The organism is Novosphingobium sediminis, from assembly GCF_007991615.1.
Lineage (GTDB): Bacteria > Pseudomonadota > Alphaproteobacteria > Sphingomonadales > Sphingomonadaceae > Novosphingobium > Novosphingobium sediminis.
This window is the reverse complement of sequence record NZ_BJYR01000007.1, coordinates 34,064-54,725: the sequence shown is the minus strand read 5'-3', so window position 1 is coordinate 54,725 and position 20,662 is coordinate 34,064. Positions and strand designations below refer to the sequence as shown.

Genomic DNA, 20,662 nt, shown 5'->3' with positions numbered 1-20,662 from the left:
CTAAGCGGCGCGCTTTCGCATTTGCCGGAAAGCCTGACGTGAACGATCTCATCCTGCCCAGCCTGAAGACGTCGCATGCGCTGACGGGGCCTGCTCCCAAGGCAGATGCCCATGCGCACAACCGCGCGGTGCGCGGCGATGTCGCGCATATCCGCTATGCCGGGCAGGTCTTTGTATCGCACTATGCCGTGCCGATGCCGCGCGCCGTGGGTGCCGCCGGGGCAGTGCTGCGGAACGCAGGCCGCGAGGATGCCGAGGCGATTGGTTCCCTGCCGGCGGGCGAAATCTTCAACCTGCTCGACAAGGCGGGCGGCTGGGCTTGGGGACAGCAGGGCGAAGACGGCCTCGTCGGCTATCTCCCGCTGACGGCGCTGGAGCCATGACCACACAGGTCTTCATCGACGGCGCGGCGGGGACGACCGGACTTGAGATCGCCGATCGGCTTGCGGGCCGGAGCGAGTTCAGCCTGATCGCGCTGAGCGATGCCGAGCGCAAGGATGCAGGGGCGCGTGCGGAGGCCCTCAATGCGGCGGATGTCGCCATCCTGTGCCTGCCCGATGACGCCGCCCGCGAAGCCGTCTCGCTGATCGCCAACGACCGCACCCGCGTGATCGATGCCTCGACCGCATTCCGTGTCGCGCCGGGCTGGACTTACGGCTTTCCCGAAATGGTCGGCCGTGAAACGGTGGCGCAGGCAACCCGCGTCTCGAACCCCGGCTGCTACCCCACCGGTTTCCTCGGCCTGCTCGTGCCGCTGCTTCGCGTTGGCCTGCTCCCGGCGGACTGGCCCTACACGGTCAACGCCGTCTCGGGCTATTCGGGCGGCGGCAAGGCGCTGATTGCCCGGTTCGAGGACGATACCGATATCGCCTTCCGTGCCTATGGCCTTGGCCTTGGGCACAAACATATCGCCGAAATGCAGGGCCATGCCGGCCTCAAGCATGCGCCGATCTTCTCGCCCGCAGTGGTTCCTGCGCATCGCGGCATGGTCGTGGAAGTGCCGGTGCCGATTGCAGCCATTCCCGGCGCCGCTGCACCCGATGCGTTGCGTGATGCACTCAAGGCGTTTTACGAAGGCAGCCCGCTGGTGCGCGTGCGCGATGGCGTGCCCGATGAACTGCTCCTGCGCCGCTCTGACGCGCCGCGTGACGGGCTGGACCTCTACGTCTTCGGCAGCAACGACGGCTCGCAGGCCCGCCTCGTCGCCCTGCTCGACAACCTCGGCAAGGGCGCGAGCGGCGCGGCGGTGCAGAGCCTCAACCTGATGAGCGGCCTGCCCGAGACGGCGGGGCTGCGTCTGTAATGTGGCCAAAGCCTGATCCGGTCGGTCCGGGGCAGGAAAGCGTCTGGGACTATCCTCGCCCTGCCGTGGCGCGGGCCTGCTCCGCACACGTCGTGATCGAACATCGCGGACGGATCATCGCTGATACACGCCGCTCCGTGCAGACGCTCGAGACCAGCCATCCACCGAGCTACTACATCCATCCGGACGACATCGAACCGGGTGTGCTGCGCCGCGCTTCCGGCTCCTCGCTGTGCGAATGGAAGGGCGCGGCGATCTATTGGGACGTGGTGGTGGACGGTGAAGTCCTCCCCCATGTCGGCTGGAGCTACCCCAATCCGACGCGCGGTTTCCTCGCGCTCAAGGATCATGTCGCATTCTATGCCGCGCCGTTCGATCGGTGCAGCGTCGATGGCGAGACGGTGGTGCCGCAGCCGGGCGAATTCTACGGCGGCTGGATCACCAGCGCGGTCGCCGGGCCCTTCAAGGGTGGACCCGGCAGCCGCGGTTGGTAGCGCCTACTTCCCGAAACTGATCGCGGGCTTTTCCGCATCTGGCAGCGAGCCACCCATCAGCTTGGCCAGCGTCGGGGCAATCGCGCGCATATCGATCTCGCCCAGCTTGCGCCCCTTGGGAATGCCCTGGCCCATGATCATGAAGGTGGAGCGCATCTCGGGCGCGGCGGGGAAATAGCCGTGCATGCCCTTCAGCGGTGAGGGGAAGGAGAGCGGCAGGGTACCGTTCACGAATGGCCCTGCCACGGCGCCGAGCTTGAGGTTCACATAAAAGCTCGCGTCGGGATTGGCGCCTTCCTTTGCAATTTCGGGCCCTTCGATCACGCGGTCGAACCGTGCGGCGGGGTCGGCGGCCAGCTTGTCGAGCACAGCCTTGACCCGGGCTTTGAGCGCAGCGTCGTTCGGCCGCGCCAGCCGGATCGCGAACGATCCGCCCGAGCCCCACGGCGTCGCATCGGCAGAAGCGATCTTGCCGTCTGCTCCCAGCGTGACGAGGCCGGCATCGATGAACGGGCGGTAGAGGTTGATGACGGTATCCACCGGCGCGAAGCCGTGGTCGCTGACGAGCGCGATCACCGCATCGGGGTGCGCCTCCAGTTCCGCCGCCACGAGTTCGCCAACGAACCCGTCGATCTGTTCAAGCGCGGCATGCGATTCCGCTGAGCCGGGTCCGGTTTCGTGCTGCATATGGTCGAGCGCGGCGAGATACATCGTCATGAAGCCAGGCTGGTGCTTCACGATCATGTCGACGGCGAATTCGGTGCGGATCTGGTCTCCCAGCACGTCCTCCGACTTGCCATCGGCATAGCCTGCGCCGGTCGATGTCTCGAGTTCGGTCACCAGCCCCGGAGTTGCCAGCGCCTTGACCAACTTGCGGTCGTCCTCATGGCCGGTGCGCCAGATCTGCGGCAGGTTCCATGTCACGTTCTTGGCCGCCACGGAAACCGGCCAGTGGACGTTGCCCGTGGTGAGCCCCGCATCGTGTGCGGCATCCCACAGCGTGCGTGCCTTGTTGTCCTCGGCATACCAGAACCAGCCGCTCTGGTTGATCTGCATGGGATCGAAGGTCGTGTTGTTCACGATGCCGTGCTTGGCGGGCGATACGCCGGTAATCAGCGTGGTGTGGCTGGGATAAGTGACCGAAGGCAGCACGCCGACCACGCCGGTGGCATAGCTGCCTTCGTCAACAAAGCGGCGCAGGCTCGAAACCCTGAGGCCGCGCGCCTCTGCATCAAGCACGTCGCCGGGGCGAAGCCCGTCGATCGAGATGAGCAGGACGGGAGCGGCGCGCGCTTCCCCTGCCAGTGCACTACCCGCAAGAGCAGCGAGAAAAGCGAGAGGGAGCGCGCGTCGCATCATCAGAAACCTACCTTCACAGTTGCAAAGACCTGCCGGGGAGCACCGGCGAGCAGCGTCTGGTTGTCGCCGCTATTGCCGAAGCCGTTCGAACCGATCGTGGCGACATAGCTCTTGTCGAAGAGGTTGGTCGCGTTGACCTGCAGCTCAACCGGCTTGCGCAGGCCCAGATCGAAGCGGTAGCCGATCGTCGCATCGACTAGCGCACGACCCGGCACCGACTGGTCGTTGGTGTAGGTGAAGTAGCGCTTCGACATGTAGTCGACCCCGACGCGGCCATAGAGCGGGCCCTGATCGTACGAAATCTCGCCGTGCACAAGGTGCTTAGGGCTGTCGGTGACGGTCTTGCCCGCGGTCGGGATCGTGGTCACCGTGCCATTGGCGCGGATCACCACGTCGTTGCGATAGGTGTTGTCGTTGTAGCTGTACGAAGCCAGTGCCGACCAGCCATGGCCAAGGCGCAGTTCGCCGCTCGCCTCGATACCGGCCGAGCGTACACCGCCGACGTTCTGCAGCGCGTTCGCCGCACCCACGATGCCGACCGAGGTCGGGATCGCCAGCAGGCGGTTGCGGAAGTTGACGATGTAGCCCGCGAGCACGCCGTGGAAGATGCCGCTGTTGTAGCGCAGACCGGCCTCATAGGTGTCCGATTGCTCGGGCTTGAGGAAGGGCTTGATCGCGTCGAACCCGGCCTGGCTCGAGGAGAACGGACCTGCCGTGGTGGCTGAGGCGAAGGCACGCGTCACTTGCGTGAAGCCGGCGAAGGCCTCGATCTCGCTGGAGAGGCGATAGCTGATACCCGCGTGCGGCTGGAACCAGTCGGTGGTCTTGAGATCACCCTGGGTGCGCCCGCCCGCGACGATCGGGGTGGCGTGGTTGTTGACCTGGAAGCCCTTCCAGCCGAGGCTGATCCTGGCATCGCCCAGCTTGATCTCGTCCTCGACGTAGTACTGGAACGTCTTGGTGTTGAACGCGATGTCCCACTGCGTGAAGAACGGATCGTGCTGGAACTTCAGGTGATCCCGGCCCGGATTTGTGCGGCTGGTGTAGGCATAGAACCGGCGCGCCTGCTCGAAATCGTTGTTCTCGTACCACGCACCGACGGTGATGTTGTTCATCCCCAGATCAGCGTTGAGGCTGCCGAACACACCCTTGCGGTTGATGTTGTATTCGGTGGTGCGCAGCGCCATCGGCACGCCGGTCGGGCTGTTGACATAGGGCGAACCCCAGGTGCCCTGACCCTCGTTCTTGTGCAGGTAGGTCTTGACCTTGAACGTCACATTCTGTGCGAGCGGGGCGGTCAGGCCAACCGATGCCAGCGTGTCGCGGCGCAGGCCCGAAGCGTCGTAATAGGCATCGTCGGCAGTCTTGATCGGCGAAGGGTAGACCGTGCCAGCCGCCGGGTTGAGCGGGGTGGTGCCGGTATCGCCGCGATTGGCTGCTATGTCCGCCACCTGGATCGCCAGCGCATAGTTGCCGGGGCCGAAGTTGTCCCAGTTGTAGCCAAGGCGCTTGATCTGATCGAGGCTGAGGTCCTGATAGTCCTGCTCGGCGCGGTCGGAGTAGCTGAAGTAGCCGTCGAGCGTGACGTCGCCCAGCGGCACGATACCCTTGGCGTTGACGTTGAGCTGGCGCTGCTTGCCGTCGCCCTTCCACTTGTCGGTGGTGGCATAGACGACCGAGGCGAAGGCGCGCGCGCCGCTCTCGGTGCCGATGCCGCCGCGCAGGAACCCGCGCCAGGTGTTGTTCGAGCCATAGGTGCCGCTGGCATCAAGGCCGAGCGCATTCTTGGGATCGATCGAATAGAAGTTCAGCGTACCGCCGAGGTTGTTGGTCGACTGCGTGTCGATCGAGCCCGAACCCTGCGAAACGACGGTCGAGCCGATGTTCTCGGCCGTGATTGCGCGGCTGATGTGCAGGCCGTTGTAGTTGCCGTACGACATGTCGCCGAGCGGGATACCATCGAGGTTGAAGCCGAGCTGGTTCTGGTTGAAGCCGCGCAGCGTGATGCGGGTCGACCATTCATAGGTGCCGAAGGCATCGGCCGACTGGAAGTTCACCGAAGGCAGCTTGGCGATCGCGCGAAGCGGGCTGGTGCCGGCGGCCTGGATGGCAAGGTCGGCGCCCGAAAGTTCCTGCACCTGACGGGTCTTGCCGGTGCCGTAGACGACGATGGCTTCACCGTCGCCGCCATCGGTTGCGGGCGTGTCGGCAGCTTCAGCCGCAGGCGCGGCCTGCGGTTCGGGGGCTGCGAAGGCGGGTGTGGCTGCGAACGCAGTGGTGGCGAGCAGCAGGGTAGCAAGGCGCATTATAAACTCCCTCATGAAGCCTTGGAATGCTGCGCCCGCTAAGCGCTTGAGGTGACAGTTTTATGCTTGTTTCATGACAGGTTGAGTCATACTCGCGGCGCCGCCGGCAAGGCATGGAGCGCACGGCAAAACGCCCCGCGCGCATCGCTGCGCCGGGGCGTCTGTCTGGTTGGCAATGACCGCGCGCAGCTGCGCGCTGCGATCAATCTTCTGGAGCGATCGTGACCTTGAGGCCGTCGAGATCGGCGGTCAGCTGCACCTGGCACGAAAGGCGCGAGGTGTCGTTGCGGTGGTCCGAGCTCTCGAGCAGGTCGTTCTCGTCTTCGCTCATCTTCGGCAGCTTTTCGGCGAAGGCGGGGTCGACATAGATGTGGCAGGTCGCGCACGAGCAGCAGCCGCCGCACAGCGCGAGGAGTTCGTCGAAGCCGTTGTCGCGGATCGCTTCCATCACCGAAAGGCCGGCAGCGGCCTCGACAGTGGATTCTTCACCCGAGCGGTTCACCACGACAAGCTTCGGCATCGATCTTATCTCCTGTTGAGCGCGCGCGTAAGGACGAGTCCCGCGCTCTCTGGCCCCATTTGCGCTGGGCTGCTATCGCGCGGGGGCCACTTTGGCAAGGTGCTGCGCTGCATCATGGCCTCAAAAGGAAAGCTGTTACTCATGGGCCTCACCACCACCCAGATCGCCGAGGGGCTTGATTACGTCGCCGCCCGCAACCCCAGGATCGCCGAAGCCGTCGCACGCGTCGGCCATCCGGAGCCGCGCATTCGCCCGCGCGGCTATGCCACGCTCCTTCGCACCATCATCGGCCAGCAGGTCAGCGTCGCTGCCGCCACCTCGGTCTGGACCAAGCTGAGAGCGCTGCTGGGCGATGACTTGCCGCCGCAGGACCTGCTCGAGGCCGATTTCGATGCGCTGCGCGGCTGCGGCCTGTCGCGCCAGAAGCAGGGCTATGCGCGGTCGCTATGCGAACTCGTGGTCACGGGCGAACTCGATCTTCATTCGCTGCCGGACGACGACGAGGAAGCCATCGCGCAGCTCATCCGGATCAAGGGCATCGGCCGCTGGTCGGCGGAAATCTACCTGCTGTTTGCGGAAGGCCGCCCCGATATCTGGCCTGCGGGCGATCTTGCCGTGCAGGCGGGCATGGCAAAGCTCCTCGGCCTCGCCGAACGGCCGAGCGAGAAGGAAGCCCGCTCTCTCGCCGACGATTGGCGCCCGCACCGCGGCGCGGCGGCCATCTTCACGTGGCATTGCTATGATAATCCGGCGCTGTAAGCTCCTTCCGCAATGAGAACGGCCAAGGGTGCAACGTTGTGGCGAACAGGACGATTTTCATCACCGGCGGCGCATCTGGCATCGGGCGGGCGGTGGCCGAGCGGTTTGGGCGGGCAGGCTGGTTCGTCGGGATCGCTGACATCGATGAGGAAGGCATGGCCGGCACCGCCGCGCTGATCTCCGCCGGTTTCAGTTCGCAGCACAAACTGGATGTGCGTGAACGCGCCGCATGGGACGTGGCACTGGCCGATTGCGCCGAAGCCTCGGGCGGCAGGATCGATGTGGTGTTCAACAACGCCGGCATTCCCCTCGGCGGGCGCATCACCGATTGCACGCCTGAGGAAGTGGGGCGCACGCTCGATATCAATCTCAAGGGCGTGATCTTCGGCGCGCAGGCGGCCTACCCATACCTCAAGGCCTCGGCCCCCGGTTCCTGCTTGCTCAACACCGCCAGCGCGGCGGGGATCTACGGGGTGCCCGGCGCCTCGATCTATTCCGCGACCAAGTTCGGCGTCCGTTCGATCACCGAGTCGCTCGATGCGGAGTGGCGGGATGACGGCATCTTGGTGCGCGACCTGATGCCGAGCTTCATCGAAACCCCGCTGCTCGATCACGCCCCCAACCGCGCCTCGAATGAGGATATCCGCGGCGGGGTGCTTGCTGCGGGTCTTGAAATCACGCCCGTCAGCGCGGTTGCCGAAGCGGCTTGGGCTGCCGTCCACGGCAAGAAGCTCCACACCCTCGTCGGCAAGACTGCCAACCGCCTCGCCTTCGCCGCCCGCTGGATGCCCGGCGCGCTGCGCAAACAGGTTGGCAGGCAGGGTGGGGCGCTGGGCGAGTAGGGCGCGCGGAACCTACTCGAAGTCCCCGGTCCCGTTCTGCTGCGCCATCAGCGCCTTTCGGCGCAGCAGGAAGATTACCGCGACGATCGGCAGCGAGAACGACAGCATCCACGGATCGAACGGGGAAGCCTTGAACACCGCGCTGCCGAGCACGAAAAAGCCCAGCGGCCGAACCATCAAGGCGCCGGTCGACCAGTTGAGCGTGAACTGGCCGAGGCCGAGCGCGGACCCGATGGCCCAGAGCCAGCGCCGCTTCACGCCCTTGCTGCGCCCGACAACGATCAGCGTGAACACGATGGTGATCGTCGAGAGCGCCATGGCGACCAGCCAGGCGTAGTGCAGCGCACTTTTGCCGGCGAGCGTGAAGTCCCCGCCCGCCGTCGGCTGATGGTCGGAGGGCAAGGCATGCCAGCCTATCACCAGAGTTCTGCCGGATGCATCGCTGAGGACGATCTGGAAGACCGTCCATTTCGTGCCGGCACCGAACTCGTAGTTCAACGCCTTGAGCGTCTTCGAGACACCGTTCGCCGTGTTCGTCTGAACGTTGACGGTCACCAGCGTGTAGTTTGCCTCTTTCGGCAAGCCCGGCTGGATCTGCGGCTCGATCTCGTCGGTCTGGGTATAAAGCTGTGGCTCCAGATTGGCCTTGACCGATTCCAGCCGTCCCGATTGCAGCGCCGCGATGAACCGGGTCGCGATCGCCTTTTCCTGCGGCGTCGCCAGCGTGTCGTTCATCCGGGATTGCGAGCAGCTTGCGAGAAAGAGACTGAGGATCACCAGAATGATGCGCACACCGCGATCCTTTCGCCCGGCAGGAACTCGAATTCTGGCTTTAGCTGCAATGCCTTGGGTCTGCAATTGCAGGGGGCTCAGTGCCCGAACCCGTCAATTGCGCTCGCCAGCGCCACATCGCGCTTGCTCAAACCGCCTGCGTCATGCGTGGTCAGCGTGATCTCGACGCGGTTGTAGACGTTGAACCATTCGGGGTGGTGATCCGCTTTCTCGGCTAGGATCGCCACGCGGGTCATGAAGCCGAAGGCCTCGGCGAAATCGGCGAAGCGGAAGGTGCGGGTGATCGCGAGGCCGTCTTCGCGCAGGGTCCATTCGGGCAGCGCGGCAAGCGCGGCGGTGCGTTCGGCTTCGGTCAACTGGGCAATCGCCATTCTCAGGGTCTCCTTGCCAATGGTCTTCTTGGCATGCCCCGGTCTTTCCCCTATCGCTCGCAGCGATGCAACCTGCCCGTCTTGCTGCCTATGATCTTGCCTGTCGGCGCGGGGACCGGCTCCTGTTCCGGGGCGTGGGGTTTGAATTGCATCAGGGCGATGCGCTCCAGTTGGCCGGCCCCAATGGCATCGGCAAGTCCAGCCTCATGCGCATCCTTGCCGGCCTGCTGCGGCCCTACAACGGACATGTCGAGCACGAAGGCACGCTGGCGCTCGCCGATGAACGTCCCGCGCTCGATGCGCACCGCCCGCTGGGTGAGGCGCTGGCCTTCTGGCGCGAGATTGACCGGGCGGGCGAAGCGCGCGCCGATTTCGGCCTCGAAGACCTGCTCGATGTGCCGGTGCGCTATCTTTCCACCGGGCAGAGGAAGCGCGCCGCGCTCGCCCGCATGGCTGCCAGCGGCGCGCGGATCTGGCTGCTCGACGAGCCGCTGAACGGCCTCGACGCGCATTGGGGCGCCAGCGCACAAGCCGCGATCGAGGCGCACCGCGCGCTTGGCGGCATTGCTGTGATCGCCTCGCACCAGCCCTTGCAATTGCAGAGGCTGAAGAAGCTCGCGCTGCTGGAGTATCTGCCGTGAGGGCTGCCCGATGATCCGCAGTCTGTGGGCGATCTTCCGGCGCGACCTCACGCTGCTGCTGATGGGCGCGCCGGGGCGGGGCGGGGCGCTGCTCCCGCTGCTGTTCTTCCTCGCGGTCGCCATGCTCTATCCCTTCGCGGTCGGGCCCGATGCAAAGCTGCTCGCCCGGACCGGCGCAGGGGTGATCTGGGTTGCCGCGCTGCTCGCCGCCATCCTCCCGCTCGACCGGCTGGTGGAGCCCGATCTCGAAGCCGGGTTTTTCGACCAGTGGGCCCTGCGCGGCATTGCCGAGGAAGGCGTGCTCACCTTGCGCATTGTTGCCCATTGGCTCAGCTTCGGCGTGCCGCTGATGCTCGCCGCGCCGCTCGCGGCAGGGCTGCTCAATCTGGATGGCGCACAGCTGTGGACGGTCGAAGTGGGGCTGCTGCTCGGCACGCCCGGCCTTGCCGCCATCGGTGTCACCATCGCCGCGCTCACGGCGGGGCTGCGTGCGGGCGCAGCGCTGGGCGGGCTGCTGGCGATCCCGCTGACGGTGCCGCTGCTGATCTTCGGCGCTGGCTCGCTCCAGCCGGGCGGGGAGGGCGGTCTGCTGCTCCTCGCCGCCTCGAGCCTTGCTGCGCTTGCAATTGCGCCGTTTGCGGCGGCGGGCGCGATCCGGGCGGGGCGAGAGTAGGCAGCGCCAACATCCATCTTTGCAGCCTTGAAAGCGCAATTGCATTGCGGCGCGCGCGGCGGCGCATTACCTCCCACGCCATGACCCAGACCGTCCCGCCACCCGCACCGCTGCATGATACCCTTTCGCTGATCGGCAACACGCCGCTCGTCCTGCTCAAGGGACCGAGTGAGGCGGCGGGCTGCGAGATCTATGGCAAGTGCGAGTTCGCAAATCCCGGCGCTTCGGTGAAGGACCGCGCCGCGCTGTGGATCGTGCGGGATGCAGAAGCCAAGGGCGTGCTCAAGCCCGGTGGCACGATCGTGGAAGGCACTGCCGGCAACACCGGCATCGGCCTTGCGCTCGTGGCCAATGCGCTGGGCTACAAGTCCGTGATCGTGATGCCCGAGACGCAATCGCGCGAGAAGATGGATACGCTCCGGGCATTGAGGGCCGAACTTGTCCTCGTTCCTGCCGCGCCGTTTTCCAATCCGGGCCACTTCGTCCACACCTCGCGCCGCATTGCCGAGGAGACCGAGGGCGCGATCTGGGCCAACCAGTTCGACAACATCGCCAATCGCCGCGCCCATATCGAAAGCACCGCGCCGGAAATCTGGGCGCAGATGGAAGGCCGCGTCGATGGCTTTATCTGCGCGGCGGGCACGGGCGGCACGGTCGCGGGCGTCGGCTTTGGCCTCAAGGCATTCGATGAAAACGTCACGATCGGCCTCGCCGATCCGCACGGCGCGGCGCTCTACAACTACTTCGCGCATGGCGAGCTGAAGGCCGAAGGCTCCTCGGTGGCGGAAGGCATCGGGCAGGGCCGCATCACCGCCAATCTCGAAGGTGCGCCGATCGATACGCAGTTCCGCATCTCGGACGAGGAAGGCCTCGAGTGGGTGCGCCGCCTGCTCGCTGAGGAAGGCCTGTGCCTTGGCCTTTCTAGCGGCATCAACGTCGCAGGTGCGGTCGCGCTGGGCAAACAACTCGGCCCCGGCAAGCGCATCGCGACGATCTTGTGCGATACCGGCTTCCGCTACCTCTCGTCGCTCTACAACCCGGAATGGCTGCGCGCGAAGGGGCTGCCCGTCTTCCCGTGGCTCGGGTGATCTTCCCTTGGCCTGCATAAGCGCGTAGTATCAGGCCGATGGCACTGTTCGGCCTCATCCCTGATCGCTCGGCGGAGCAGGCGGCCCCTGCGGGAGATTCCGCAGAAGCCGCCCGCATGGCCGCGCTTCAGCCCGCGCATCCCGGCCCACGCGAACTGCGCGCGCAGGCGGTGCACCGGCTCCAGATCGGCCTGTTTGGCCTTGCCGGCATGTTGCTGATCGTCAGCCTCGCCAACGTCATCATGGACCGCGCCAAGCAGGTTGAGCGGACGACCGCCGGTACGCCCGCAGTCGCCGCCAGCCCAAGCGCCAGCCCGAGCACGGCCAATGATCCGCTGGTCGATATGGGCGTTGCTCCTGAATTGCCGGTGGGCGGCGGGACCAAGCCGGCCCGGCCTGCGCAGCGCCCGCCCGGCAACTGAGCCGCTTCCGCACAATAGTGGGCGTAGTGATCGGCGCGCTTGCGCTGGCCGGCTGCACGCGCTCGTCCCCGCCGCCCACGCTTGGCCTGTTCACCAGCCTGCCGATCCTGTGGAGCGAGGCTGACAGCGTCTCCGCGCAACTGGCCGCACCCGCAAAGCCGCATTGGGCGCGGCCCGTGCTCGAGGATGGCCACCGTCTCGTCCCGCTTGATACGCTGCTGCATCCGGAGGCGGTCGCCGATCTGGTGGTCGCGCAGCCGCGCCCGCTGGAGCCGGCGGAGAACGTCGCGCTTGATGCTTGGGTGCGCGCCGGCGGGCACCTGCTGCTGTTCGCCGATCCCTTGCTCACCGCCGAAAGCCGGTTCGCCCTTGGTGATCCGCGCCGTCCGGCCGATACCGTGCTGCTCGGCCCGATCCTTTCGCACTGGGGCCTTGTGTTGCACGAAGCGGGAGAGGGGCGGGAAAATGCGGGAACGCCGTTTCCCGTGGATGCGCCCGGAGAGTTCAGCTCGCTTGCCGAGGGACCGCGGTACTGCCGGATCGAGCAGGCGCGACTGATCGCAGAGTGCCGCATTGGCAAGGGTTTTGCCCTGATTGTCGCCGATGCCGCGCTGCTGGAGCCTGCAGACGGTCCCGACGCGGGCACGCGGGCGCAGGCATTGCGCAGCTTGATGCGGCGTGCGTTCATCCGCTGATTTTTCCACAGGTTAGTCCACATGCGCTGTCCGCGGGAAAGCGCGGGAACGGCGCGTACGCCGCTGCTCGCTTTGTAGACCCTTCACGGAATCTGGCTGATTTCCGCGGCTTTGCCGGAAAGGCTGCTGACGAGTGCCAAGTCGAGATGATTGCCCCAAGCAAAGATTCATCCACTAGAATCAAAGTTTGGACGCAATTTCCCGCATTTTCCCCTTTTCGCCCGGACCCTCCCGCGTTAAGACAATAGCTCATCAGGACGGACTCCATGACGCATCCGCGGGGGATGAGTCGGTCGCACGGGTGTGTGCGGCCGGGTCGGGAGGCTTTCGTCTGACGCGGGGAAGCGGCACGTGGCTGGGGCACAGTCGCATTACTGGGGGCAGGGCTTTTCGCCGCGCGGCGAGAAGAACCGCTTTGTCCTTCCCTCGGATTTCCGCCAGACCGTCCGCGAGGCCTCCAAGGGCAGCCGCACCCTCTGCCTCGACAAGCACCACAAGCACCCCTGCCTTGTCGGTTTCGGCGAATCCCGCGCCGACAGCTTTGCCGAGATGCTTGCGCATGAGGAGCGCGTCGCTATCGAACGCGGCGAACCCTTCGACATGGACCTGCGCGCCGCACAGATCGGCGGTTTTGCACGCATCAGCTTCGATGATTCCGGCCGCTTCGTCCTGCCCGAATACCTCGGCGAACAAGCGCAGGTGGGCGATGCGCTCTATTTCCATGGCGGCATGCACCAGATCACCATCTGGGCGCCCGATGCGCTGTTCGCGATGGGTTCCGAATGGGACTCGGTCAAATCGGCCTGCCGTGCCCGGATGGCCGAATTCACGGCCAAGGCCTCCCGCAAATGAGCGCGGCCCCCGCCCCCCACATCCCCGTGCTCCTCGATGAGGTTGTCGCCGCGCTGCACCCCGAGCGCGGCAGCCTTGTCGTGGACGCCACCTTCGGCGCAGGCGGATACACCCGCCGCCTGCTCGGTGCCGGCGCCACCGTCCACGCCTTCGATCGCGACCCCGATGCGATCGCGGCTGGGCGGGCCTGGGGGGAAGTTTCCGAAAGCCCGCCGCGGCTTGTTTTTCACGCCCGTCGCTTCTCTGAGCTGGCCGAGGGTCTGGCCGAAGCGGGCGTCGCTTCGGTACAAGGCGTCGTGTTCGATATCGGCGTCAGTTCGATGCAGCTCGATCAGGCCGCGCGCGGGTTTGCTTTTTCCAGCAACGGCCCGCTCGACATGCGCATGTCGCAATCGGGCGAGAGCGCGGCGGATTTCCTCAACGGCGCCAGCGAGGAAGCGATTGCCGACGTGCTCTACCACTACGGCGAGGAGCGCCAGTCGCGCCGGATTGCCCGCGCCGTTGTTGCTGCCCGCCCGCTGACGACCACTGGCCAGTTCGCCGATGTCGTGCGCAAGGCACTGGGCTATCGCCCCGGTGCGCCCAAGGATCCCGCCACGCGCAGCTTTCAGGCCGTGCGCATCCATGTGAACGGCGAGCTGGATGAGCTCCATGCTGGCCTCGCCGCCGCAGAACGCATGCTCGCGCCCGGCGGCCGCCTTGCCGTTGTTAGCTTCCATAGCCTTGAAGACCGCATCGTGAAGCAGTTCCTGCGCGAAGGGGCCGGCGCCCTGCCGGCAGGTTCGCGCCATCTTCCCATGAGCTCGCCCGCAGCCGCGCCGGTGTTCGAAAAGCCCTCCGCCGCGATCCGCCCCGGCGCCGAAGAGCAGGCGCGCAACCCCCGCGCGCGCTCTGCCACGCTGCGCTGGGCGGTCCGCACGGCAGCTCCGGCTAGAGGAGCAGGTTCTGGAAAGGGTCTGGCAGCATGATGGTCAGCGCCAACCGTTTCCGTTCGATCGGCTGGATCGCGCTGCTGCTGGTCTGCGCTGCGCTGGTCATGGTGATGGCGTTCCGCGTCAACGCGCTGCGCAGCCAGGTCCATCGCACCGAGCAGCAGATCGTCGCGCTGCGCAAGGAGAAGCTCTACCTTGAGACCGAGGTGGAAACCCGCGCCAACCAGCAGCAATTGAAGCTCTGGAACGATGTCGAATTCGGCTATGTCGCGCCGACAGCGAGCCAATACCTTTCGAACGAGCGCCAACTGGCCGCCTTCGCCAAGCCCGATGGCCCTGACTCGCCCGAGCCGATCCGCGTGGCGAGCGCGGATGATGCTATTGCAGCGGAAGCGGCGTTTCCCTCGGTGATCGCCGGCCTTGCCGCCGATATTGCCGCGCCGGTCAGCAAGTCGGATGACGAAGAAGACAAGCCCGATGCCAAGCCTGCCGATGCAGCCGATCGCGCCAAGGCGACGGCCAACCTCGGCGCGCGCCTTGCCATGGTCACGCCGCTCAAGAAGGACGGCAAGGACGACAAGCCGGGCAAGAGCAAGGCCGAGAAGAACAGCAAGGCCAAGGACGGCGACAAGAAGGCCGGTCTCGCCAAGGCCGCAAAGACCGCCAAGGACGACGCGGCGAAGCCCGGCAAGGGCGCCAAGCTTGCTGCCGGCAAGACCGAAGCGAAGGCTGGAAAGGCCCCTGCCGCGAAGTCCGAAAAGTCCGCCAAATCCGCAAAGCCTGCGCCAAAGCCGGCCAAGGGCGGGAGCAAGTCCGCCCAGTGAACTCGCTCACCGCCTCCGCCGCTATCGCGACCGGCCGCGTCCAGCTTGCCAACGTGCGCCAGGGCGCGCTGGTCACGGCGCGGCTGCGTGCACTGTGGATCATGGTGCTGTTCATCTTCGCGACGCTGACGGCCTGTGTGCGCATCGCCCAGCTCGGCATGTTCGAACAGACGCCCGAACGCACTTCGCTGGCCGAAGCGCTGCTGCCTTCGCGAGGCGAGATCACCGATCGCAACGGCATTGCGCTGGCGCGTGCCTTCGCCTCCTATTCGCTGTGGTACAACCCCAAGGCGATGGGTGAGGGCGGCGCGCCGCTGGTCAAAACGCCCGAGGAAGTCGCCCGCGCGCTCGTCGGCATCTTTCCCGATGCGGACTACGCCGATCTCGTCGCGCGGCTAAAGGCGGGCAAGCCCTGCTACCTGCGCCGCCGCGTGCTGCCGGAAGATGCCAACAAGGTCTTTGCACTCGGCGAACCCGCGCTCGAATTCCCGCGCGAGGAGCAGCGCTTCTACCCTCAGGGTTCGCTCGCCGCCCACGTGCTTGGCTATGTCGACGAAGCGGGCAAGGGCCATGTCGGCATGGAGCAAGTGCTCGAACCGCGCCTGCTCGATCCGGCCTACCGGGGCACGCCCACCGCGCTGTCGATCGACGCGCGGGCGCAGGGTGCGCTGGAAGACGAGCTTGGCCGCGGCATGATGGAGACCATGGCGAAGGGCGCGGCCGGGGTCATCCTCGATGCCGACAGCGGCGAAGTCATCGCGCTTGCCTCGCTGCCTTCGTTCAATCCCAATCGGTCTGACCTTGCCTACAACGATCTCGTATTCAATCGGGTCTCGAACCAGGTCTACGAACTCGGTTCAACCTTCAAACCGATCACCATTGCCTCTGCCATCGATGCCGGGGTCGTCACCGATCTTGCGGTGCGCTATCCTTCGGTGCCGTTCCAGATCGGCAAGTTCACAATTCACGATAGCCACAATTTCGGCAGCTCGCTCAATGTGCCAGAAGCGCTGATCCACTCCTCCAACGTCGTGCTGGCGCATGTCGCCGACCTGCTTGGGCCGGTCGCGCTCAAGCATACGATGGAGCAGCTCGGGATGAACGAGCGCCCGACGATCGAGCTGCCCGCGCGGGGGTTCCCGCTCTGGCCGCGTGGCGGCAGCGAAGGTGGCAAGGGTGATTGGGCGCGGCTGACGACCATGACGGTCAGTTATGGCCATGGCATCGCGGTCACGCCGCTCCACCTCGCCTCGGCCTATGCCGCGCTGGTCAATGGCGGGATCTGGCGCCCGGCCACGCTCTACAAGGTCGATCCCGCACACCTCGCTCCGGGCCGCCGCGTGTTTCAGGCCTCGACCAGCGCGCGCATGCGCCAGCTGCTGCGCATGATCGTGGTCGATGGCACGGGCCGCAAGGCCGATGCATCCGGCTTCCGCGTCGGCGGCAAGACCGGTTCGGCCGAGAAGCCGGGCGCGAACGGCTACCGCAAGACCTCGCTCATCGCCACGTTCGCTTCGGCTTTTCCGATGGACAAGCCGCGCTATGTGGTGATCGTGATGCTCGACGAACCTCAGGCCACCCAGCAGACCAGCGGCCAGCGGACCGCCGCGTGGAACGCTGCGCCCATCGTTGGCCGGCTGGTGCCGCGCATCGGCCCGATGCTGGGCGTGACGCCCGATGCCCACCATGATGTCGACATTTCCGACCTCAGTCCGCTGGTCGGCTCCGGAGAAGGCGAATGAACCTTGGCGGGCTTGCCGCTGCGGCGGGCGTCGCCCTGCCTGAAACCGACGCAGCGCTGGCGGGCGCGCAGGTCACAGGCTTTGCCATCGATCACCGCAAGGTCGCTCCCGGCACAGTGTTCGGCGCCTTCGTCGGCGCGCGCTTCAATGGCGAGGACTTCATTGCCGATGCCGTGAAGGCGGGCGCGATTGCCGTCGTCGCGCGGCCCGAAGCCAGGGTCGCTGGCGCGGTCCATATCGCCGACGCCTCCCCGCGCCGCATGTTCGCCCGCCTTGCCGCGCCGTTCTTCGCGCCGGTGCCCGAGACGCTCGTTGCTGTCACGGGCACCAACGGCAAGACCTCGACCGTCGAGATGACGCGTCAGCTCTGGCGCATGGCCGGATTCCGCGCCGCATCGATCGGCACTTTGGGTGTTACGACGGCAGACGAAAGCGTTTCCACCGGGCTGACCACGCCCGATATCGTCACTTTCCTCGCCAATCTCGCCGGGCTTGCCCGCGAAGGGGTGAGCCATGTCGCCTACGAGGCCTCCAGCCACGGCCTCGATCAGTTCCGCAACGAAGGCCCTCGGGTCGCAGCCGGCGCCTTCACCAACCTCAGCCGCGATCACCTCGATTACCACGGCATGATGGATGCCTATTTCGAGGCCAAGATGCGTCTGTTTGGCGATGTCGTGGCGGAAGACGGCGCGGCGGTGATCTGGGCGGACGATGCATGGTCCCCGCAGGCCATCGCCGCGGCTCGTTCGCGCGGGCTCAAGCTCATCACTGTGGGCGAGCAGGGCGAAACGCTGCGCCTCCTTTCGCGCACGCCCACGCTGCTCGGCCAGACGCTCGAGCTCGCGTTCGAAGGCACCACTCGCAAGCTCGATCTGCCGCTGATCGGCGCCTATCAGGCCGCCAACGCGCTGGTTTCGGCGGGCCTTGTTATAGCGACGGGCGGCGATCCGGCAGCGACGCTTGCCGCGCTTTCCCGCATCCAGCCCGTCCGCGGTCGACTAGAGCGGGCGGCGATCACTCGCAGCGGCGCGCCGGTCTATGTTGATTACGCGCATACCCCCGATGCGATTACCGCCGCCATTGCCGCGCTGCGCCCGCATGTCGGTGAGAAGGGCAAGCTGATCACCGTGTTCGGCGCAGGCGGCGACCGTGACGAAGGCAAGCGCCCCGAAATGGGCCGCGCCGCCTGCGCGGGTTCCGAACTGGTCATCGTCACCGACGACAACCCGCGCGGCGAAGACCCTGCGCTGATCCGCGCCGCCGTGATGGGCGGTTGCAACGATCGCGCACGTGAAGTGCCCGGCCGGCGGGAAGCCATCGCCGCCGCGATTGCCGAAGCGGGCGCGGGTGATATCGTGCTGGTAGCGGGCAAGGGCCACGAACAGGGCCAGATCGTGGGACGCGGCGAGGCTACGCGTGTCCTTCCCTTCGACGACGTGCAAGTGGCGCGGGAGTGCAGCCAATGAATGCGATGAGAGCCTTGCTGCAATGGCCGGTCGAGCCGAGCGATGGCATCGGCCTTGCGCTGTGGACGGCGGAGGAAATCGCCGAGGCAACTGGCGGCACCGCATCCGGCGTGTTCGAGGTATCAGGCTGCGCCACAGACAGCCGCGAGATCCAGCCCGGTGACCTGTTCATCGCCCTGATCGGCGCCGAAAGCGATGGCCACAAGTTCCTCGAGGGCGCCTTTGCGCGCGGGGCTACCGCAGCCCTGGTCGATCGGCCTGTCCCCTATCCGCATGTGCTGGTCGAAAGCACCACGCAGGCGCTCGTTGATCTTGGCCATGCCGCCCGCGAGCGGGCTGAACGCGCCGAGGCGGTGATTATCGGCGTGACTGGCTCGGCGGGCAAGACCGGCGTCAAGGAAGCGCTGTTCGCTGCGCTTGATCGCGGCAGTCGGGGCCGCGCGCATCGTTCGGTCAAGAGCTACAACAACCACGTCGGCGTGCCGCTCAGCCTTGCGCGGATGCCGCCGCGTACCCGCTTCGGCGTGTTCGAGATGGGGATGAACCACGCAGGCGAACTCGCCGCGCTGACCCGGCTGGTGCGTCCGCATATCGCCATCGTGACCACCATCGCGCCCGCGCACATCGGCCATTTTTCGGGCGAGGATGCCATTGCCCACGCCAAGGCCGAAATCTTCGAAGGACTGGAAGCGGGCGGCATCGCGATCATCCCGGCTGATAACCCGCACTTCGCGCTGCTGCGCGAAGCTGCCGCGCGCCATGCGGGCGATGTCGTCAGCTTCGGGCGCAGCGCCCACGCCGATGCCCGCCTCCTCGATGCCGTGCCCGCACCGGGCGGCGGCACGCTGGTAACCGCCGCGTTCTCCGGGCCGCTGGGTGCGCGCAAGCTGTGCTACACGATTGCCCAGCCCGGCGCGCACTGGGTGGACAACTCGCTTGCCGTCATGGCCGCCGTCGCGGCAGCGGGCGGCGATCTCGGCGCCGCAGGTCTCGCGTTGTCCGAAATGGAAGGCCTTGCCGGACGCGGCGCGCGCCATGTGGTCCCCGCGCCGGGTGGCGATGGTTCGGGCAAGGCGCTGGTGATCGACGAAAGCTACAACGCCAACCCTGCCTCGATGCGCGCGACCATCGCCGCTCTGGGCGAAGTGCCGGCCCGCCGCCACATCGCCGTGCTGGGCGCGATGAAGGAACTGGGCGATGCATCCGATGGCTACCACGCCGCGCTCGCCGAGCCGTTGATCGCTGCCGGGGTTGAGCGGATCATTCTGGTCGGCCCCGAAATGGCTCCATTGGGCGAAGCACTGGGAAGGGCGCTGGGGAAAAGCGCAGACCCCGCGCTTGCCGCGCGAATCGAACTCGACCATGCCAAAAACGCTGCAGAAGCGGCGGAATGCCTTGCTGCGGACGCTCCGCAGGGGGGCGACGCCATTCTGGTTAAGGGGTCGAATTCGGTCGGGCTGGGCACCCTGGTGCGCGCGCTTACGGCTGGGGCCAAGAAGGCCGGGGAAAACTGAATGCTCTACCTGCTGGCGCACTGGCTGCACTTTGAAGGCATCGCCAACCTGATCCGCTACCAGTCGTTCCGCTCGGGCGCGGCGCTGATGACCGCGCTGGTCATCGGCCTCATCATCGGCCCGCGCTTCATCAACATGCTCCGCGTGCGACAGGGCAAGGGTCAGCCGATCCGCGCTGATGGTCCGCAGTCGCACCTCGCCAAGCGCGGTACGCCGACGATGGGCGGATTGATGATTGTGATCAGCCTCGCGATTTCGTTGCTGCTGTGGATGGACCTCACCAGCAAGTTCGTGTGGGCCTGCCTTGTCGTGACGCTGGGCTTCGGCTTGATCGGCTTCCTCGACGATTACGCCAAGGTCACCAAGTACGCCCATGCGGGCCTTTCCGCGCGTATTCGCCTGCTGGCGGAATTTGCCGTCGCGGGCACCGCGCTTGCGCTGGTGGTGACGGACACGAACCTCTACCTGCCGATCTTCAGCAACCTCTACGTGCCGATGGGCCCCGCCTATTACCTCTTTGCCGCCTTCGTGATCGTTGGCGCGGGCAATGCGGTGAACCTGACGGACGGGCTCGATGGCCTCGCGACGATGCCGGTGATTATCGCTGCGGGCACCTTCGCGATCATCGCCTACCTCGCGGGGCGCGTGGACTATGCGCATTATCTCGGCATCCAGCACGTGCCGCGCGCGGGCGAACTTTCGATCTTCTGCGGCGCAGTGATGGGCGCGGGGCTTGCCTTCCTCTGGTTCAACGCGCCGCCCGCAGCCGTGTTCATGGGCGATACCGGCAGCCTTGCGCTGGGCGGTACGCTCGGCGTGATCGCCGTCTCGATCCACCACGAAATCGTGCTCGGCATCGTCGGCGGCCTCTTCGTGATGGAGGCGGTCTCGGTCATCGTGCAGGTCTTCGTCTACAAGCGCACCGGCAAGCGGGTGTTCCGCATGGCGCCGATCCACCACCACTTCGAGCAATTGGGCTGGAAGGAATCGACCGTCGTCATCCGCTTCTGGATCGTCTCGATCGTGCTCGCGCTGCTCGGCCTTGCCACGCTGAAGGTGCGGTAAGC

Annotated in this window: 22 protein-coding genes; 17 read left to right on the top strand and 5 right to left on the bottom strand. The window is 66.2% G+C overall.

The window, feature by feature from the left end; all coding sequences use genetic code 11:
- Positions 1-38 precede the first annotated feature (38 nt).
- Genes NSE01_RS21660 through NSE01_RS04900 form a run of 3 tightly spaced genes read left to right on the top strand, consistent with a single transcriptional unit; the run spans position 39 to position 1,797 of the window.
- Positions 39-383, top strand: coding sequence for an SH3 domain-containing protein (locus tag NSE01_RS21660; RefSeq protein WP_246135038.1), 345 nt, complete (start codon positions 39-41; stop codon positions 381-383).
- Positions 380-1,303, top strand: a complete 924-nt coding sequence (argC, locus tag NSE01_RS04905) for an N-acetyl-gamma-glutamyl-phosphate reductase (RefSeq protein WP_147158525.1) — start codon at positions 380-382, stop codon at positions 1,301-1,303. Before NSE01_RS21660 ends, argC begins: the two co-directional genes overlap by 4 nt.
- Complete coding sequence (locus NSE01_RS04900; protein WP_147158524.1) at positions 1,303-1,797, top strand: DUF427 domain-containing protein; 495 nt, start codon at positions 1,303-1,305, stop codon at positions 1,795-1,797. The genes argC and NSE01_RS04900 overlap by 1 nt, the downstream gene beginning before the upstream one ends.
- A 3-nt stretch (positions 1,798-1,800) precedes the next feature.
- Here the strand turns inward: NSE01_RS04900 and NSE01_RS04895 are convergent, their stop codons facing one another.
- The 3 genes from NSE01_RS04895 to NSE01_RS04885 all read right to left on the bottom strand — a co-directional run bounded on the left by NSE01_RS04895 (position 1,801) and on the right by NSE01_RS04885 (position 5,982).
- A complete protein-coding gene (locus tag NSE01_RS04895; protein ID WP_147158708.1) occupies positions 1,801-3,153 on the bottom strand; it encodes an alkaline phosphatase family protein in 1,353 nt (450 codons plus the stop codon).
- Positions 3,154-3,155: 2 nt separating this feature from the next.
- Positions 3,156-5,462 (bottom strand): TonB-dependent receptor domain-containing protein, encoded by a 2,307-nt coding sequence (locus NSE01_RS04890; RefSeq protein ID WP_147158523.1) that lies wholly within the window; start codon positions 5,460-5,462, stop codon positions 3,156-3,158.
- A 202-nt stretch (positions 5,463-5,664) separates the two neighbouring features.
- Positions 5,665-5,982 carry a 2Fe-2S iron-sulfur cluster-binding family protein gene (locus tag NSE01_RS04885; protein ID WP_147158522.1) on the bottom strand — a complete coding sequence of 106 codons (318 nt, stop codon included), beginning with the start codon at positions 5,980-5,982 and terminating at the stop codon, positions 5,665-5,667.
- A gap of 141 nt (positions 5,983-6,123) precedes the next feature.
- Between NSE01_RS04885 and NSE01_RS04880 the strand changes: the two genes are divergently transcribed.
- Together NSE01_RS04880 and NSE01_RS04875 are read left to right on the top strand one after the other, a co-directional pair.
- On the top strand, positions 6,124-6,741 hold the full coding sequence (locus NSE01_RS04880) for a DNA-3-methyladenine glycosylase family protein (protein WP_147158521.1): 618 nt from the start codon (positions 6,124-6,126) through the stop codon (positions 6,739-6,741).
- 38 nt (positions 6,742-6,779) lie between these two features.
- Positions 6,780-7,583 carry an SDR family oxidoreductase gene (locus NSE01_RS04875; RefSeq protein WP_147158520.1) on the top strand — a complete coding sequence of 268 codons (804 nt, stop codon included), beginning with the start codon at positions 6,780-6,782 and terminating at the stop codon, positions 7,581-7,583.
- 12 nt (positions 7,584-7,595) lie between these two features.
- Here the strand turns inward: NSE01_RS04875 and NSE01_RS04870 are convergent, their stop codons facing one another.
- Entirely contained in the window at positions 7,596-8,375 is a 780-nt protein-coding gene (locus tag NSE01_RS04870; RefSeq protein WP_147158519.1) for a hypothetical protein, read from the bottom strand.
- A gap of 77 nt (positions 8,376-8,452) precedes the next feature.
- Entirely contained in the window at positions 8,453-8,746 is a 294-nt protein-coding gene (locus NSE01_RS04865; protein ID WP_147158518.1) for a 4a-hydroxytetrahydrobiopterin dehydratase, read from the bottom strand.
- Between the two features lie 65 nt (positions 8,747-8,811).
- Between NSE01_RS04865 and ccmA the strand changes: the two genes are divergently transcribed.
- The 12 genes from ccmA to mraY all read left to right on the top strand — a co-directional run bounded on the left by ccmA (position 8,812) and on the right by mraY (position 20,660).
- Positions 8,812-9,387: a heme ABC exporter ATP-binding protein CcmA gene (ccmA, locus tag NSE01_RS04860; protein WP_147158517.1), complete on the top strand. Its 576-nt coding sequence runs from the start codon at positions 8,812-8,814 to the stop codon at positions 9,385-9,387.
- 10 nt (positions 9,388-9,397) lie between these two features.
- Positions 9,398-10,060, top strand: coding sequence for a heme exporter protein CcmB (gene ccmB, locus NSE01_RS04855; RefSeq protein WP_147158516.1), 663 nt, complete (start codon positions 9,398-9,400; stop codon positions 10,058-10,060).
- An 80-nt stretch (positions 10,061-10,140) separates the two neighbouring features.
- Positions 10,141-11,148 (top strand): cysteine synthase A, encoded by a 1,008-nt coding sequence (locus NSE01_RS04850; RefSeq protein ID WP_147158515.1) that lies wholly within the window; start codon positions 10,141-10,143, stop codon positions 11,146-11,148.
- Positions 11,149-11,186: 38 nt separating this feature from the next.
- Entirely contained in the window at positions 11,187-11,570 is a 384-nt protein-coding gene (locus NSE01_RS04845) for a hypothetical protein (RefSeq protein WP_147158514.1), read from the top strand.
- 26 nt (positions 11,571-11,596) lie between these two features.
- On the top strand, positions 11,597-12,265 hold the full coding sequence (locus tag NSE01_RS04840) for a motility-associated ABC transporter substrate-binding family protein (RefSeq protein ID WP_147158513.1): 669 nt from the start codon (positions 11,597-11,599) through the stop codon (positions 12,263-12,265).
- Positions 12,266-12,616: 351 nt separating this feature from the next.
- Positions 12,617-13,117: a division/cell wall cluster transcriptional repressor MraZ gene (locus NSE01_RS04835; RefSeq protein WP_147158512.1), complete on the top strand. Its 501-nt coding sequence runs from the start codon at positions 12,617-12,619 to the stop codon at positions 13,115-13,117.
- Entirely contained in the window at positions 13,114-14,085 is a 972-nt protein-coding gene (gene rsmH / locus NSE01_RS04830; RefSeq protein WP_147158511.1) for a 16S rRNA (cytosine(1402)-N(4))-methyltransferase RsmH, read from the top strand. Before NSE01_RS04835 ends, rsmH begins: the two co-directional genes overlap by 4 nt.
- Positions 14,082-14,873, top strand: coding sequence for a hypothetical protein (locus tag NSE01_RS04825; protein ID WP_147158510.1), 792 nt, complete (start codon positions 14,082-14,084; stop codon positions 14,871-14,873). The genes rsmH and NSE01_RS04825 overlap by 4 nt, the downstream gene beginning before the upstream one ends.
- Complete coding sequence (locus tag NSE01_RS04820) at positions 14,870-16,615, top strand: peptidoglycan D,D-transpeptidase FtsI family protein (RefSeq protein WP_246135036.1); 1,746 nt, start codon at positions 14,870-14,872, stop codon at positions 16,613-16,615. Before NSE01_RS04825 ends, NSE01_RS04820 begins: the two co-directional genes overlap by 4 nt.
- Entirely contained in the window at positions 16,612-18,081 is a 1,470-nt protein-coding gene (locus tag NSE01_RS04815; protein ID WP_147158509.1) for a UDP-N-acetylmuramoyl-L-alanyl-D-glutamate--2,6-diaminopimelate ligase, read from the top strand. The genes NSE01_RS04820 and NSE01_RS04815 overlap by 4 nt, the downstream gene beginning before the upstream one ends.
- Positions 18,078-19,595, top strand: coding sequence for a UDP-N-acetylmuramoyl-tripeptide--D-alanyl-D-alanine ligase (locus tag NSE01_RS04810; protein WP_147158508.1), 1,518 nt, complete (start codon positions 18,078-18,080; stop codon positions 19,593-19,595). The genes NSE01_RS04815 and NSE01_RS04810 overlap by 4 nt, the downstream gene beginning before the upstream one ends.
- Entirely contained in the window at positions 19,596-20,660 is a 1,065-nt protein-coding gene (mraY, locus tag NSE01_RS04805) for a phospho-N-acetylmuramoyl-pentapeptide-transferase (protein WP_147158507.1), read from the top strand.
- Positions 20,661-20,662 lie beyond the last annotated feature (2 nt).